This is a genomic window from Sphingobium sp. TomTYG74 (assembly GCF_055393875.1).
On sequence record NZ_AP027342.1, the window covers coordinates 256215 to 272716 of the forward strand.

At 59.8% G+C, this 16502-nt stretch carries 13 protein-coding genes; 5 read left to right on the forward strand and 8 right to left on the reverse strand.

Going from position 1 to position 16502, the window contains the following annotated elements:
- Positions 1–23: 23 nt before the first annotated feature.
- The 3 genes from ACZ5TB_RS14320 to ACZ5TB_RS14330 are packed head-to-tail and all read right to left on the reverse strand — an operon-like array spanning position 24 to position 3302.
- On the reverse strand, positions 24–719 hold the full coding sequence (locus ACZ5TB_RS14320) for a 2-oxo acid dehydrogenase subunit E2 (RefSeq protein ID WP_464793097.1): 696 nt from the start codon (positions 717–719) through the stop codon (positions 24–26).
- A 49-nt stretch (positions 720–768) separates the two neighbouring features.
- Positions 769–1905 carry an epoxide hydrolase family protein gene (locus tag ACZ5TB_RS14325; protein WP_464793098.1) on the reverse strand — a complete coding sequence of 379 codons (1137 nt, stop codon included), beginning with the start codon at positions 1903–1905 and terminating at the stop codon, positions 769–771.
- Positions 1905–3302 carry a phosphotransferase family protein gene (locus tag ACZ5TB_RS14330; RefSeq protein WP_464793099.1) on the reverse strand — a complete coding sequence of 466 codons (1398 nt, stop codon included), beginning with the start codon at positions 3300–3302 and terminating at the stop codon, positions 1905–1907. The genes ACZ5TB_RS14325 and ACZ5TB_RS14330 overlap by 1 nt, the downstream gene beginning before the upstream one ends.
- A 174-nt stretch (positions 3303–3476) precedes the next feature.
- On the opposite strand from ACZ5TB_RS14330, the gene ACZ5TB_RS14335 reads away from it, so the two are divergent.
- The 5 genes from ACZ5TB_RS14335 to ACZ5TB_RS14355 all read left to right on the forward strand — a co-directional run bounded on the left by ACZ5TB_RS14335 (position 3477) and on the right by ACZ5TB_RS14355 (position 8569).
- Positions 3477–4643, forward strand: coding sequence for an acyl-CoA dehydrogenase family protein (locus ACZ5TB_RS14335; protein WP_464780412.1), 1167 nt, complete (start codon positions 3477–3479; stop codon positions 4641–4643).
- Between the two features lie 23 nt (positions 4644–4666).
- Positions 4667–5650, forward strand: a complete 984-nt coding sequence (locus ACZ5TB_RS14340) for a thiamine pyrophosphate-dependent dehydrogenase E1 component subunit alpha (protein WP_464793100.1) — start codon at positions 4667–4669, stop codon at positions 5648–5650.
- A gap of 79 nt (positions 5651–5729) precedes the next feature.
- Positions 5730–6695, forward strand: coding sequence for an alpha-ketoacid dehydrogenase subunit beta (locus tag ACZ5TB_RS14345; RefSeq protein ID WP_196227445.1), 966 nt, complete (start codon positions 5730–5732; stop codon positions 6693–6695).
- A 23-nt stretch (positions 6696–6718) separates the two neighbouring features.
- Positions 6719–7534, forward strand: coding sequence for an enoyl-CoA hydratase/isomerase family protein (locus tag ACZ5TB_RS14350; protein WP_464793101.1), 816 nt, complete (start codon positions 6719–6721; stop codon positions 7532–7534).
- 33 nt (positions 7535–7567) lie between these two features.
- The gene (locus ACZ5TB_RS14355) at positions 7568–8569 is read left to right on the forward strand and encodes a hypothetical protein (protein WP_464793102.1); all 1002 of its coding nucleotides are present in this window, start codon (positions 7568–7570) and stop codon (positions 8567–8569) included.
- Positions 8570–8613: 44 nt separating this feature from the next.
- Here ACZ5TB_RS14355 and ACZ5TB_RS14360 read toward each other — a convergent pair whose 3' ends face one another.
- The 5 genes from ACZ5TB_RS14360 to ACZ5TB_RS14380 all read right to left on the reverse strand — a co-directional run bounded on the left by ACZ5TB_RS14360 (position 8614) and on the right by ACZ5TB_RS14380 (position 16448).
- The gene (locus ACZ5TB_RS14360; RefSeq protein ID WP_464793103.1) at positions 8614–9573 is read right to left on the reverse strand and encodes a hypothetical protein; all 960 of its coding nucleotides are present in this window, start codon (positions 9571–9573) and stop codon (positions 8614–8616) included.
- Between the two features lie 145 nt (positions 9574–9718).
- Positions 9719–11965 carry a TonB-dependent receptor gene (locus ACZ5TB_RS14365; protein WP_464793104.1) on the reverse strand — a complete coding sequence of 749 codons (2247 nt, stop codon included), beginning with the start codon at positions 11963–11965 and terminating at the stop codon, positions 9719–9721.
- Between the two features lie 239 nt (positions 11966–12204).
- Positions 12205–13833: an FAD-dependent oxidoreductase gene (locus ACZ5TB_RS14370; protein WP_464793105.1), complete on the reverse strand. Its 1629-nt coding sequence runs from the start codon at positions 13831–13833 to the stop codon at positions 12205–12207.
- Between the two features lie 65 nt (positions 13834–13898).
- Positions 13899–14762 (reverse strand): sugar phosphate isomerase/epimerase family protein, encoded by an 864-nt coding sequence (locus ACZ5TB_RS14375; RefSeq protein WP_464793106.1) that lies wholly within the window; start codon positions 14760–14762, stop codon positions 13899–13901.
- Between the two features lie 60 nt (positions 14763–14822).
- Entirely contained in the window at positions 14823–16448 is a 1626-nt protein-coding gene (locus ACZ5TB_RS14380) for an FAD-dependent oxidoreductase (protein ID WP_464793107.1), read from the reverse strand.
- Between the last annotated feature and the right edge of the window lie 54 nt (positions 16449–16502).

Below are 16502 nucleotides of genomic sequence, written 5' to 3' on the forward strand. Positions count from 1 at the left end.
CCCCTTTTTCTGTCAGCTAGGGATCAGATCGCAGGAGGAGAGAAGGCAGAGCCGCTTTCCAGTTCCTGCGCCAAACGGGTGAGGAAATCGCCTGCGGGGGCGCCATCAATGATCCGGTGATCGACGGTCAGCGACAAGCCCATGACCGGCCTCACCACTATGGTCTGACCATCTTCGGCTACCCATGGCTTGGCTGTCATGCGCCCCAGGCCGATGATCGCTTGCTGAGGATAGCTGAGGATCGGCGTGAAATGCTCGACGCGCGTCAGGCCCAGATTGGTGACGGTCACCGTGGCCCCCGTGAGTTCGGCGATGGTGAGGTTGTTCACCTTTGCCCTTGCCACCAGGTCAGCACGTCGCTCCGCAATGTCTGGCAAGGAAAGGTTGCCTGCATCGAAAATGGCCGGTGCGACCAGCGCGCCGGGCAGTGCGATCGCGCAACCGACGTGAATCTGCTCCTGCGGCTCCACGCCGCGATCTGTCTCCACCGCATTGAACAGGGGGAAATCGCGCAGGATGGATGTCAGCGCGGCGATGATCAGGTCTTCATAGCCCAATTTCGTGTCGGCCGCTTTCCAACTGTTGCGCGCAGCGACAAGCGCGGATGCATCAATGTCGCAGAAGAAGCTGAGCTGGGCGGTCTTTTGCAGACTTTCACTCATCTTCTGCGCGATGATTCCCCTGATGCCCGTCAGGGGGAGTATGTTGTTAGACGCCATTTTATGCCCTCAATATCAGTGATGGGGTCGCGCTGCGCTGCACGCGCTGTCAGTTGCGCAGCGCTCGAAAGCAGTCGCGTAATTCGCGCACGAAGATGCCGGGTTGTTCCCAAGCAGCGAAGTGGCCGCCCTTATCGACGTTGTTCCAGTGAATGATGTTTTCAAAGTAGCGGTCTGCCCACGCGCGGGCAGGCCAGATGATTTCTCGCGGAAAGTGGCTGTAACCCAGCGGCACCCGGACATATCTGGGCCGGAAACCGCTCATGCTTTCCCAATAGAGCCGCGCGGACGACGCCCCGCTGTTGGTCAGCCAATAAAGCGTGATGTTGTCCAGCATCTCGTCCAGAGAGAAGATGCTTTCCGGCACTCCGTCGCAATCGGACCAGCGCTGAAGCTTCTCATAAATCCAGGCTGCCTGACCAATTGGGGAGTCCGCCAGCGCAAAGCCGATGGTCTGGGGCTTGGTCGCCTGAAGCCGGGCATAGGCGGATTCCACGTCATTAAACTGCCGCATAGATTCCAGCGCCGTCTGCTCCTCAGGGTGAAGAGAGTCCGCCAGATCGGGCGGCACGATAGAAAGCATGTTGAAGTGAACGGCCGCCAGCTCCGGGGGTTCATCGACAGCGAGGCACATCGTCACCAACGACCCCCAATCCCCGCCCTGCGCCACATAACGATCATAGCCCAACCGTCGCATCAACTCGGCCCAGGCTTTTGCAATCCGTTCCACCCCCCAACCAGTGACCGGGGGTTTTTCGGAAAAGCCATAGCCCGGAAGGGAAGGTATGATGAGGTGGAACGCGTCTGAAGCCTTCCCGCCATAAGAGAGCGGGTCTGTCAGGGGGCCGATGACGTTGCGGAATTCCAATACCGAACCAGGCCAGCCATGTGTCAGCAGGAGCGGCATCGCATCCGGCTCGGCCGAACGGATGTGCAGGAAATGAATATCCAGACCGTCGACACGCGTGCGGAATTGGCCAAGGCCGTTAAGCAGCGCCTCGCATTTCCGCCAATCATAATTTGTCCGCCAATGATCGGCCAAGGCGCGCAGCCGGGCTGATGGCACGCCCTGTTCCCAGCCTGACACAGGCGCCTCGTCCGGCCAGCGCGTCCGCTCCAGCCGCTGGCGGAGATCGTCAAGCTGCTCCTGCGGAACGTGCAGCGCGAACGGTTCTATGAGGGACATCACGAACGCTCCAGCACGGAACGCAACACCAGGGCGATGCGGTGCATCAGCCGCTGGGTGAAATGCGCCCCTGCGCTTGCAACCAATATGTCGTCACTCAGGCCCTGCTCAAAGGTATCGCGTCCGCCCTTGAGCACCAGATTCATGAGCCGCAATCCGGCGCGCAGGGCGAAATAATCGATTTGCCTCTGCGGTATGTCCAGGCCGCCCGCAGTGCGATAGGCGTCCATGAAACTTTCCCAGTCAGTCGCTGCGATCACGACCGGATAGCAATAGCCAAGGTCCTCACCGGGATGACCGATTGCCGCTTGCTCCCAATCAAGGACTGCGGTGATGTTGCCGTTCTCAGCCAGAATATTATGAAAAATCATGTCATTGTGGACGATCGATCGCCGATCATCCAGGCAGTCGACATTGGCGCGCAGCCAGGAAATGGCGGCCGACATGGTGATGGATGGCCAGCGGGCAAGGGCGTGCCATTCGCTCGCCATCTCTTCCAGCTCGGTCTTCCAGCTTTCGATGTCGAATGAACTGCGCGAAGGACGCAGACCCTGTCCCACTTCGCCGACCGGCTGCTTGTGCAAGATCGCCATCTGCCTGGCGAGATCCAGCACGACATTGCGGTCAGCGACCGGCAGCCAATATTCCGGTTGCGCGGTAGTGCCCGGAGCATGCTCGACCAGCATGAAGGGGGCATCGAGCCACGCGGGGTCCGTCTCCACCAGAACCGGGGCTGGCACGCGCATGCCTGCCTTGTGCAGCAGGCCCAGCAAATTGAACTGCGTCAGTTCGTCCAGGAAGCTGTCATTGGTGGCGAGATTGGGGATGCCGCGCTGGATGACCAAACGGGCAGGAAGATTGCCCATATCTGTGAGACCGAGCAGCGCCGTCTGGCGCGATCTGCCGCCGACGACCAGCTTGAACGAATCGACGCGCAATTCCTGGCGTCCGGTTCGTTGCCGCAGATAGGCTTCCAATCTTTTGGGATCGATGGCGTCCTTATCCGCTCCCACTTGCCGGGGCGGGGCACGCTCGACCTCGTCCATGCGCGCGACGGCTGCCTCCAGAAGCCCGCGTTCACCGGCTATCGCATCTCGGAAAGCGGTAAGTTGATCGCCTCGATCCAGACATCCGGCCATATCTGTGATGACCGCGCCCGTCGTCCGATAGGCGGCGGCATTTTCAGCGGGGCCTCCTAAACGATCTGTGTCAGCGAGTTGCGACGAACTAGGCGAGTCCATGAAGGCAGCCGGTCCCGGCTCCAATCCGTTCGCCGTAGCCGTCAGGACCCGTATGCCGTTGTCCAGCGTGGCGCGTGCATCGCTGTCGGTGACGAAGGGGCGGACATCCCGCTGCAAGGCTTCGGCCACGGCCCAAATATGACGTGCGTTTGTCATTGGCTTCCTCTTTAGACCGCATGCATATGGTACGATGACATATTAATCAACAGACGCATTGTCGGAAGTCGAGATTCAGCCCGCTTGACACAGGGCAGGAAGCATATAGTAATATCGCGTACCAATGTTTAGGCGCGCTTGAATCGGCAAGCCCCGCGCAAAGAGAGCAGTGCAGTGGATATAAGCTTATCAGAGGACCAGGAAGCCATCCGCGACAGTGTGCGGAAGGTGTGCGACCAGTTCGGGGACGATTATTGGTCCCGCTGCGAAGATGAGAAGACGTTCCCATCCGAATTCCACAAGGCGATGGCCGATGCCGGATGGTTGGGCATCACCATGCCGGAAGAATTTGGCGGCGCCAATCTGGGCGTAACCGAAGCCGCCATCATGATGCATGAGGTGTCGGCAAGCGCGGGCGGCTATTCGGCGGCGAGCACGATCCACCTCAACATCTTCGGTCCTCATGCCGTGGTGGTTCACGGCACGGCCGAGCAGAAGAAGCGTATGCTCGAACCGCTGATCGCGGGCACGGATCGCGCCTGTTTCGGCGTGACGGAGCCGGACGCCGGGCTAGATACGACAAGCATCAAGACCTTCGCGACAAAGGTGCCGGGCGGATATCGCGTCACCGGGCGCAAAATCTGGACATCGTCCGGGCAGGTCGCGAACAAAATCCTGCTGCTGACCCGCACGACGCCCAAGGAACAATGCAAGAAGCCGACCGACGGCATGACGCTGTTCTACACCGACCTCGACAAAAGTCAGATTGAGGTGCGCCGTATCCCCAAGATGGGCCGGAACGCGGTGGATTCCAACGCGACCTTCATCGATGATTATTTCGTGCCGGATGAGGACAGGATCGGCGAAGAGGGCAAGGGGTTCCATTACATCCTGCACAGCCTCAATCCCGAACGCATACTCGTCGGCATCGAGGCGGTTGGGCTGGGCCGGGGAGCATTGGCGCGAGCGGCCAAATATGCCGGGGAGCGCAAGGTTTTCGGCCGCTATATTGGCCAGAATCAGGGCATCCAGCATCCGCTGGCGGAAAACTGGACCTATCTGGAATCCGCCTATTGGATGATCATGCGGGCGGCCCACCTGTATGACACGGGCAAATCCTGCGGTGCGGAGGCGAATGCGGGCAAGTTCCTGGGCGGCCGCGCTGCGTTTGACGCTTGCACCCGCGCCGTCATGACGCATGGCGGCATGGGATATTCGACCGAATATCAGGTGGAAAGGTTGTTCCGCGAGTCAATCCTGATGCGAATCGCGCCGATCACCGAGCAACTGATCCTGAGCTTCATCGCCGAAAAAGTCCTGGATCTGCCGAAGTCCTATTAAGAAAATCAGCTGGAGTGGATGACATGTCCAATTGGCCAAAACCAGACGCGGCAACGCTCCTGGAAATCTATCGCAAGGCAACGCTCATCAAGCAGAATGACGAACATGTCATCAAGCAGATGATGGCGGGCAAGCTGGTGATGCCCTATTACAGCCCACGCGGGCAGGAAATCATCCCCTCGGCGATCTCCGTCAGCCTGGATGACGATGATTACATCTGCACCATCTATCGCGGCATCCACGACATGCTCGCCAAGGGCTTTCCTCTGGATGAGCTATGGGCGGAACTGGCGGGTAAGGTAACCGGCACGTGCAAGGGCAAGGGTGGGCCGATGCACCTGACCTGCCCTGAAAAGGGCATGATGGTGACGACCGGCATCGTGGGATCGTCCATGCCGATCGCCACCGGCCTTGGCTGGGCAGCCAAGCTCGACGGCCGCAACCGGGTATCCGTTGCGAATTTTGGCGACGGGGCGACCAACATCGGCGCCTTCCATGAATCGATGAACATGGCGGCCGTGTGGAAGCTGCCCGTCATTTTCCTGTGCCAGAACAACCATTATGCCGAACATACGGCTCCTGAATATTCGCGCGCAATCGATCGCATCTCGGATCGTGCGGCGGCTTATGGCATGCCGGGCGTGACCGTGGATGGCAATGATCCCGACGAAATGTACGGCGCTGCGAAGGTTGCGATCGAACGTGCCCGGGCGGGGGAGGGGCCGACGCTGATCGAGGCTATGACCTTCCGCTTCAATGGTCATATCCTCGGCGAACCCGGTCACTATATGGACAAGGCCATCTATGCCGAGGCGCAGACCAAGGACCCGATGCCGGTCCTGCGCGCCCGGCTGCTGTCGGAAGGCATCGCGACGGAATCCGATCTGGCCGCCATCGAAAAGGAGACGGACAGCCGGATCGTGGCAGCGATCGAAGCCGCCATGGCCGCAGACTTCCCTGACGTCGCCGAACTGAAGCGTGACGTGTTCGCTGAAGAAATCGCTTGAGGTAATGGCAATGACCGACACAATCACTGCATCCGCCGCGCAGGCTTCACCCGCGTCGCAGGACACCGAACCCAAGAAGATGACGATGGTGGAAGCCATCAATCTGGCGCTTCACGATGCCATGGAGGCTGATTCCAAGGTGATCGTCCTTGGCGAGGATGTTGCCGATCCGCAGGATGGCGGCGTCATGGGGGTGACCAAGGGGCTATCGACCCGCTTCGGCGAAGAGCGCGTCAAATCCACGCCCATATCCGAACAGGCGATTATCGGCGCAGCGATTGGCGCAGCCGTGGGCGGGTATAAGCCGGTGGCCGAGATCATGCTGATGAACTTCATCGCGGTCCCGATGGACATGATCTTCAACCATGCCGCCAAGCTGCGCTTCATGTCGGGCGGCCAGACCGGCGTGCCGATGGTCATCCGCACCATGACGGGCTCGGGCTTCTCCACGGGCGGCCAGCATAGTGACTATCTTGAGGCATGGTTCGCCCATACGGCAGGCATAAAAGTCGTCGCGCCCTCAACCCCCGATGATGCCTATGGCCTGATGCGGGCGGCGATCGATGACCCCGATCCCGTGCTGTTCATCGAAAATATGCCAAGCTATTGGACCCCCGCGCCGGTGACCAAGCAGGTGGTGCCGATCGGCAAGGCGCGCATCGCTCGCGAAGGCGCCAATGTGACGATCATCGCGCATTCTCTGATGGTGACGCTCAGCCTGGCCGTGGCGGACGCACTGGCAGCGGAGGGGATCTCGGTCGAGGTCATCGACCTGCGCACCATCTCGCCCTGGGACCGGGAAACCGTGCTTGCTTCTGTGCGCAAGACTGGCCGGGCGGTTGTCGTGCATGAGGCGGTGAAGCAGTTCGGCATCGGCGCCGAAATCGCGTCGGTCATCTCCGAGGAATTGTGGGGCACGCTCAAAGGCCCGGTCCAGCGCGTGGGCGCGGCCTATTGCGCCGTGCCATTTTCCAAACCGCTGGAGCAGGCGTTCGCGCCCAGCGCCGATACGATCCAGGCCGCCGTTCGCAAAGCGCTGGCCTGATCAACAGGGAAGGAATAGCGGGCATGCTTCAATCGGCGCCGGACGAAAGCTATCTGGTCGATGTGGAAGATGGCGTCCTGCGTCTGTCATTCAACCGGCCGCAACAAGGCAACGCTATTCCCAAGGCGATGGTGCCGCTGCTGACCGAGCTTTTCCGCGCGGCGCAGGCGGATCGAACCGTGCGGTGCATCCTGGTTCGGGGCGAGGGCAAGGTTTTTTCGGCGGGCGGCGACGTCGCGAGCTTTGCGGACTCGATCAAGCAGGAGGTGGCGGTGCGGCAGGCGGATTTCGCGCGCCGCCTGCCCTTGGCCCGACACTTGGTGGAGGCCGTCGTCGCGTTTGATCGGCCAATCGTCACTTCGGTGCGAGGGGCGGTCGCGGGCGCGGGACTGTTCTACCCTCTGATCGCCGACTATGCGATTGGCGACGAAAGCGCGACCTTTGTCTTCGCACACCAGCGTTTGGGGCTCAGCCCCGATGGCGGCGTGACAGCTGTACTGCCGCAGGTGGTGGGAACGCGCATGGCCCGCATGCTGCTACTGACAGGGGCGAAGGTCGACGCCGCTGAAGCGCACCGGCTGGGCATGCTCCACAAGATCGTTGAAGCAGAAGCGTTGGAAGGGGAGGCGATGAAGATCGCCCGCCGCCTCGCGCTGGCGCCGCAGCGCGCCGTCGTGGCCGCGAAAAAGCTAGTCAATGAAGCGGCCGCGCGCAGCCTTGCGCAGATCCTCGATGCCGAAACAGATGGCATCGTTGCCTGCGTAGGCGACGCTGATTTCGAAGAAGGCGTGACAGCCTTTCTGGAAAAGCGCGCGCCGGTTTTCCCTTCCGTCCGCTAAAGGCGCGGGGCTCCCCGTGCGTTGGAGAAGATCATGCACATCCCGCTAAAGGAAACGCCCTGGGAGGGCGCCTTTCCCGAAATCGACAATTGGAGCGAGAATTTCTGCCTCGCCGGGTTCGATCCGCAATCGGGCGTGGGCCTCTGGTTCCATATCGGCCGCTGGCATCATGATCTCACCCAGTTCCGTGAAGTCGTGATCATCCGCTTGCCTGACGGAACGGTGATCGCCCATCGCGCCATAGGCGATGCTTTCGTTGCGGCGGCCGGCCCTGGCGGACCTCATCTGGCGGTGCGGATCGTCGAACCAGGGCGCAAGCTGACCTACCACTTCAAAGGCGGCGTGATGCGTGTTCCCGCCGCGCAGATGCTCGACGGACTGGTCGGAGACGGACGGCGCACGCCCGCTTCGTTCGACCTCACCTTCACATCGACGGCCGACATCTGGGATCTCCACAAGGTGGGCGCGTTGCAGGAATTTCTCCCCGCTGGCCACATCGAACAGCCGGGGCTCCTTTCCGGATCGATCCGCGTCGGCAGCGAGCAGTTCACCTTCAACGCGATGGCCAACCGGGATCATAGCCTTGGCGGGCGCGATAATCGCAATCTGCACAGCCACCAGTGGTTTCAGGGCTATTTTGAAAATGGCATGTCCTTTCTGCTCTTCGATGCAGAGATCGATCAGGGCGAGCAGGTCGTGTTTTCAGAGGCAGTCATCTACGAGGATGGCAAGAGCTTCGAAGCCAAGATCGAACAGATCGAACGATGCAACCATGTGGATGACGACCAAAAGCTGATCCGGACGGTGCTAAGTTATGAGAACGGCACGCTGGTCATCGAGACGGCAGGATTCCACGGCAGCTCCTACCTGTCGCTCGCTTCGCCCAATGACACCTATGTCGGCGTCTATCCTACCGATCCGGGTCCGACGCGCGTGGTTGACGAGCAGTCCGTCACCCTCCTCCTCAACGGGACGGTGAAGGGTTATGGTTGCTACGAGCGGACCATCCCCGGCGCGCATATTCGGGAGGTGTAGGACCGCGCCATCCGGGTTTTCTGCCCGAATGGCGCGTCAGCGCTTCATACGTCCTTCAACGTCCCGATCTCGACATTGGCCAGACCTTCCTCGCCGGTCTCTTCACATCGCACCCGGCACATATTTTCGACATTATAATAGACCTTCGCGCCGGGCTTCTGCGAATGCAGCGGCAGGCGGGCAAAGGCGTTGCCGACGTCAGCGGTCAGGGTGAATTTCTCACCGCCAAGGGTCATGGTGTGGAATATGACCTTGTCGGGCATTCCTTCCGGCCCTTCGCCGACATTCTCGATCCGGAGCGTCTTGATGACCTCATTCCCCTCCGGCCGCGCGATATAGCCTTCCGCCGTCATATTCTCGGGGCGAACGATGTTACGGACGGTGAACAGGTGGAAGCCCATCGAAGGAAAGTTGAAGAAGGACCAATTGTGATCCATCACAATCTGGTCATTGCGCATGCCCCAGCTGTGGTCGCGGTAGCCCGAGCCGTTCACGTCAACGGACGCACCCGCAAGCTCTCCTGTCTTGAACGTCACCTTGCCGGTGGCATTCATGCACTGACCTTGATGGCGGAAGCCGGATCTATCGAGCGCGGTATTTTCCGAAATTGAAAACTGGTCGGGATTGACGTCCGCGCAGGCGAGGAAGTCGAACAGATGCATGCGCCGGGTAAAGCGCAGCGACGCAGCGACATTCTCGTCTTCATATTCAACGAGAAATTCTTCCTGCGGTTTCAGAAAATGCACCGTCTGATTGCCGTAGCGCAGCAGCTTCTGATGTTCGAACGGCTGGGGCAGGGGAACCTCGCCGCTATGGCTGACCTTCACACCCTTATGCAGCACCGTGAAGGAGGCAAAAGCCCTGACGAAGGTCGGCTCTGCCGTACTATGTGCCAGGCAACACAGGTCGCGATCGGGGTCCATGAAGACCCAGAAGTAATTTTCCTTCCAACGCAACCAGGCTCGGGCCGGAACTGTGTGGGGATAATCTTCGTGCAGGAGCATAATCGCCTCCAAAAAGCGGGAAAAGGGCGCAAAGGCGCCCTGTCGACCATAAATATGGCGATGCCGGTTATGTCCATGACCCGCGCCAGTCTTACTTGGCGCGGGTCATCTTCCTATTTTTCAGCAACCATGCAGGCGACCGTGATCAGAGATCGAAGCGGACTTCGACCCCGTACGTCCGCGGATCTCCAACGCCGCCCAGATCACCGGCAGGGGTATTGGTCTGCGGAAGTTCGTTGTTGTAATATTTCTCGTTGGTGAGGTTGGCGCCCCATAGACGGAAGGTCAGCTTGTCATTGAATTCCGGCTTGAACGAGATGCTGCCGTTGAACAGGGTCAGCTTCGGTTCCGTCAACACGTTGTCGGGATCCCACTTCAGGCTGGAACGATAGGACATCTGACCGGCGAAGCTGAACTGACCGACAGAGGTTGGCAGATCATAGTTGAAACCAGCGTTGATTTTCCATTTCGGGGTCTGGGACAGCCGGTTTCCACTAACATCGCCGACTGCCAGCGCGACGCCCCAAGGCGGCGTGAAGATGGGAACGTTGATCGGCGCACTGTCGAAGCTGAGGAATTTCGCCCAGAGATACTGTCCCGCCAGATCGAGCCTCAACCGCTCGGTCACCAGAACTGTTGTGTCGAATTCGAAACCTTTGGTCCGAGCCTTGTCCGCATTGGCAAAGGCGACAAAGGGCGTCGGTCCTGCTGGCGTATTCACAAGCTGGACGAGCTGGACCTGCGGGTCCTTGATGTCGTTGCGGAACACGGCAAGGTTTGCGCGCACCCTGCGATCGAACAGGGTCATCTTCAAACCCGCCTCGTAGGACGTCACCGTTTCCGGATTGGTCGGTGGCGCGGCCAGCGGAATGGTATTGAACGTACCCGACTTGTAACCGCGACTCCATGTCGCATAAGCCATGATATCGTCGGTAAATTTGTGGTCGACTGATACTTTGTAGGTCCATTTGTCGAAGTTGGCGACCTGGTGATAGCTACCAGCTGGAATGTCGGCTCCAACTAGCGGTGTCAGCGAAACACGGCCGTCCCCTACCACGCGATCCTTCGTGTAGCGCAGGCCAAGCGTGACATTCGTCTTGTCATCCACGACGGGGAAAGTCGCCTGCGCGAAGGGAGCCAGCGACTCGATCCTTTGCTGGCTACCAATATTCTGGCTGGCAAGACCGTTCAGAGTGAGGGCGTCACCATTGAGAGCGATATTCACGTCGGTGCGCGAATTCATGTAGAAAAGGCCCAATATCCAGCTGATCTTCGATGAAGACAAAGACTTCAACTGAAGTTCCTGGGTAATCTGCCGGTCCCCGATCTTGATCGGAAATGCCAGCCAGTTCAACTCGGTATGATCGCCCTCATAATTCAGTAATTCCTTGGCTTTCCGGTAGGAAGTGATGCTGGTGAAATCCGCAAAGCCAAGTTCCTGATCGATTTTAATCGAACCACCCCAACCGCGCAGGCGATGGAAAATCTCGGTATTCTCGTTGATATCGTAAAAGCCCGGCGGATCGAAATATTGGGTGCCCTCAAGTGGTGATCCCAGAGGATAGCCACGGGTCGTTCCCGGATAGATACGGACCGAATTGCCCTGGTTCTGCCGCTGATAGGTATAAAAGCCGCTCAGGCGGATCTTTGTTGTGTCGCTCGGTTCGAACACGACCTTGGATCGAATATTATAGAATTTGCGCCGGTAGGTGTCCTTGCCGGTGAACAGGTTTTTCCCCCACCCATCACCTTGATTCAAACCGCTGAAGGAAATTCCGGCTGCCACGCCTTCGCCCAGCGGCGTCGCCGCATAAAGCTTGCCGCTGATCGTGTCGTAATTGGCATAGCCCAGCGTTGCCGAAAGATCGGTGGTATCGCCGGGATCGCGGGTGAACACCTGCATCAGGCCGCCGGTTGAATTGCGGCCGAACAAAGTGCCTTGCGGGCCTTTGAGAACTTCGACGCGCTCGATGTTCGCCAGTTCCAGATAGGCGCTCGCAAGACGTGAATAATAGACGTCGTCGATATAAACAGGAACACTTGCCTCGTTACCCGGTGTCGATGCGCCGGGATTTCCAACGCCGCGCAGGAACGGCACAACAACGCCGGACATCTGTGAGACGAATAGTGACGAGTCGGCCTGCTGTAGGTCCGACACGCGGAAAATGCCCTTTGTTTCCAGAGCTTCTCCTGTAAACGCTGTTACCGCGACGGGGACATCCTGCAGGTTCTGGCTGCGGCGCTGAGCCGTAACGATGATCTCCTGAAGCCCTACTGGCGAGGATGTGGACGCTGCGTCATTTTGCGGGGCTGCATCAGTCTGGGCAAGCAGGGGCATGGGGGCCACGCTCGCCAATAATAAGCCCACGATCGAAAATGTCTTCTTCTTCATTGATCTTCCCCTCGACTAAATATTATAATTATGAATTACTCGACCGAAAGTATGACAAAGCGAATATTGTGTTTTCTTTGTCTGACCTTGTTATGAAGTAGTACCATTTTCGGCCGCTTCGCATCGGGTGCCAACTGCCGCACCCCTATCAAGTGGGCGCATTCCAGCACCATCAACGACGGCTGTCAAGTAAGTAAACATGCGAACGATAAATATATGTATCTATTTTTTGAGGAAGCCTATCTGCGGTTCGTCCTGACCGCAGCTTCCCGGCCAGCAATGTGGCCGAAGACCAGCGCCGGGCCGATCGTTCCGCCCGCTCCGGGATAAGCCATGCCGGTAATGCTCGCGGCGGCATTGCCAGCCGCATAGAGGCCGGGGATATTGCCTCCACGCAAATTCTGCACTTCCGCTCTGATGCTGATTTTCGGGCCGCCCTTCGTTCCCAGAACGCCGGGATAAACCCGGCAGGCGTAAAAGGGGGCCTGATCCAGCGGCCCGACGGTTTGCAATGCGCCGTCGAGCGACCAATCCCCATGGTAGCGATCATATTGGCTCTCGCCCCGGTGAAAGGCGGGGTCGCTGCCTTCGCGGGCTGATCTGTTGAACTGTTCAACCGTCCGCTCCAGGCCATCGGCATCGACGCCGATCTGTTCTGCAAGCGCGCTCAGCGTCGCCGCCTGTATCATCCAGTTCGGCAAGGGATCGCCCGGATAGCGCGTGAGTACAGGATATTTGTCCAGATAAGCCTGATGGAAGATGATCCACGCCTCCCGATTGGGATAGTCGAACGTTTGAGGGTCGAACTGAAAGAAAGAACGGCCAAGGTCATTATAATTGCAGGCCTCATTCACGAACCGCTGCCCCTTGCGGTTCACCATAATTGATCCCGGCTTCGTCAACTCCGTCACGGCAAAACGGATTGCGGGATTGCCATCATATTCCTCGCCCGGAATCTTCATGATCGGCATCCACCACGCCTCATCCGTGTTCGCGAGGGCAGCTCCGGCCTCCGCCGCCATCAACAGGCCATCGCCCTCATTGTCCGGCGGGCTCGCTGCCCCCTCGTGCGGGCCGCGCAGCAGGTCCTTCACCAGACCCGAATTCCACTCAAAGCCGCCGCTGGCGATGATGACGCCACGCCGCGCACGCATCTCGAAAGGTTCGCCGTCCTTGCTGCCCGCAACTCCCGTAACCGCGCCTTCATGCATGACAAGGCTTTGCACGCGCATGCCGAACAGAATGCGCACGCCTTTCTCAACCACGCTGGCGGTGAGTCCTGCCACGAGCGCGTGGCCGACGCCCACCAGTCCCTTTTCCAGCCGATCGCCGATTATGGCAGGGTCGAAGATGTCAACGCCATCCTCAAGGTCGTTGCTCGACACCGGAATGGGAAAGGTCAGGCTGCTCCGCAATCTCGACCGTAAATCTCCCAGCTTATTACCGGGAAACAACCCAGCCGACAGGGATCGCCCGAATGTCCCGCCGGGAAGCTCCGGATGATAATCGGGCCATTTCAGCGCGCGAAATCGAATGTCCGTCTGCGCCTCGATGAACTTGATGACGTCCGCGCCCTGATCGACATAGGTTTCGATCATCTCGTCATCCATACGGCCCAAAGACTGGCGCCGCATATAGGTGAGGGCCGCCTCGCGGCTGTCGCTGGTTCCGACCTCATGCATATGGTGATTGCACGGAATCCAGGGCACGCCCCCTGACATCGCGGTGGTCCCGCCGAGTTTTTCCGAACGTTCCAGAATGACGACATCTGCTCCCGCATGACGGGCACTCAGCGCCGCAGCGAGTCCCGCAGCGCCAGAGCCGATCACGATGACGTCGGTTTCTTCAATCCGATCCTGCTCGGGCACCCTGTCCTCCTGAAACTGTCATATGGTCCTTGCAGCGGCGCGATTGAAGGCGCCGCCACGGCCGGTCAGGCATTTTCCCGTGCCAGCGCGAACTGGCGCGCCACGGCGTCGAAGGAACGCTTCGCCGCTTCCTCCGGCTCAAGCGCACGAAATTCGTGCGACAATATCTCGATCCCGTAACAGCCGTCATATCCGGTCGCCGCGATGGCTCGCAGAAATGCCGGTACATCGAAGCTGCCTTCGCCCGGCAGCAGGCGATTGTCCGTCGAATCGTCGAAAAGGCCACCAACGACTTCGGCCGCCGCGTCGTCCAACTCGACATGCTTGATATAGCTGGCGGGAAGGGCAGCTACCTCTTCATACGGTATACCCGGACGCGTCATGTGCCAGATGTCGATCAACAGCCCGCCATTATCCGTCCCGGCCATTTCGATAAGTTGCCGCCCCGAATTGAGGTCGCGGATATTCGCCAGGGGAAAGACCTCAATCGATACATGGGCGCCCACCTCCGCAGCCTGATCGCTGAGCAACCGGAAGTCGGCGGCCATGGTCTCCATCGATACGCCGCTGTCGCCCATGTCCCCGACGATCTTGATATGCTTGGTCCCGATCTCGACGGCGGTGTCCAGCCAGAGGCGCCGCATCTTGTCAGAAGCGGCCCGCGCCTCCCCTTGAGCGAACCAGTCTGTCAGGCACTCAATTTCCAGGAACTGGATACCGGCATCGTCCAGGATGCGGCGAATTCCGGCCGTGCCGTGCAAGGCAACATTCGCGGCCAGATCATCGCCTGACAGGCCCATGCCGTAATAGCCCGCAGCAACCGCCGCCGCAGCGCGCCGTTCCAGCGGAAAAGGGCTGGCGACCGGCGCACCGGGATAAGCATCGCCCGCGATCGTGTAATAGGTTGCTACAATTTTCGGATCATTCATGATGGAATTCCTTCGTCAACATCGCAGGAAGAGGGAGGCCGCTTCCGCTCGACAGGGTGTTCAAAAGCGGTTTGATCCGCGCGCGGCTTCACGGCCAGCAATGTGGCCAAAGGTCAGCGCGGGGCCGAGCGTCGCACCACCCCCCGGATATGCCATGCCCATGATGCTCGCCATGGCGTTGCCCGCTGCGTAAAGGCCGGGGACGATGCCGCCCGACAGGCTCATCACTTCGGCCCGCTCGTTGGTGCGTGGGCCGCCTTTCGTCCCGATCGTTCCGATCTTGGTTTCGACCGCATAATAGGGACCGCGTTGGAGTGGTCCCAGCGTCTTCGCGGCGCCCTCTGCCTGAGCATCGCCCCAATACAGCTCATAGACGCTTTCACCGCGATGGAAGTCGGGATCGACGCCTTTGCGGGCATTATCATTGAAACGCGCGACTTCCGCCTCCAGCCCGGCAGGATCGACCCCGATCTTGCCCGCCAGTTCAGCCAGCGTGTCCGCACTCACCATCCAGGATGGAACCGGATCACCCGGATAGCGGGTCAGGAAGGGGAAGCGATCCATATAATCCTGGCTGACGATGTGCCAGGCGGGCAGGTTGGGATAGTCGAAGTTCACAGGGTCGAAGGCCTGGAACACGCGCCCGATGTCGTTGTAGTTGCAGGCTTCATTGACGAATCGGCGACCTGTCCGGTTGACGATGATCGATCCGGGACCGCAGCGTTCGATGCCGGTCAGCCGGACGAGCGGCCGCCCGTCATATTCTTCGCCCGGTATCGTAACGGACGGCTGCCACCATGCCTCCGACATGTTGCCAAGGGCGGCGCCAGCTTGGATCGCCATCTTGAGCCCGTCGCCTTCGTTCCACGGCGGGCTGTGCGGACCATGCATCGGGCCGCGCAGGAACTGCCGGGTCATGTCCTCGTTCCACTCATACCCGCCGCACGCCAGGATCACCCCTTTGCGCGCGCCGATACGCAGGGACTTGTCGCCATTGTCCGCCTCTATGCCGACCACGACGTCGCCTTCCTGCACAAGTCGCAGCACGCGAATATTGCGCTTGATCTGGACGCCATGGTCCATGGCGCCCTTGAGCAGGCCCGCCATCAACGCGCCGCCCATGCCGACCATATCTTCATTAAGGCGCCCGCCGATAATCTCGGAATCCAGCACATTGATGCCGTCTTCCACATCCGCGATGGAAATGGGGATAGGGAAATGCGCGCTCGCCCGGAGCGCGGGACGCAGTTCGCCAAGCTGCCCAGCGGGGAAAATCCCTGCGGTCACCGAACGGCCGATATTGCCGCCGGGAAATTCAGGATGATAATCGGGCATCTGGAGCGCGCGGAAGCGAAGATTGGTCTCCTTTTCGAGGAACAACAGTACCTGCGGCGCCGTATCCACGAAGGTTTCGATCATGACGTCGTCCATCTTGCCCAGCGAAATGCGGCGAAGATAGGTGAGGGCCTGTTCGCGGGAATCGGTGCGCCCGATCTCATGCATATGATGGTTGTTGGGTATCCACGGTACGCCGCCTGAAACGGCGCTCGTGCCACCCAGCTTGTCCGTGCGTTCGAGCAGCAGCACCTCTGCGCCCGCCGTCCGGGCGGCCAGCGCCGCAGAGCAACCGGCCGCGCCAGAGCCTACCACCAGAACGTCTGTTTCCTCATCCCATTGGGTCGTCACAATTATCTCTCCTGCATTCTATCCTTTGGCTGGTCGCGCGCGCCCTTTGCGGGT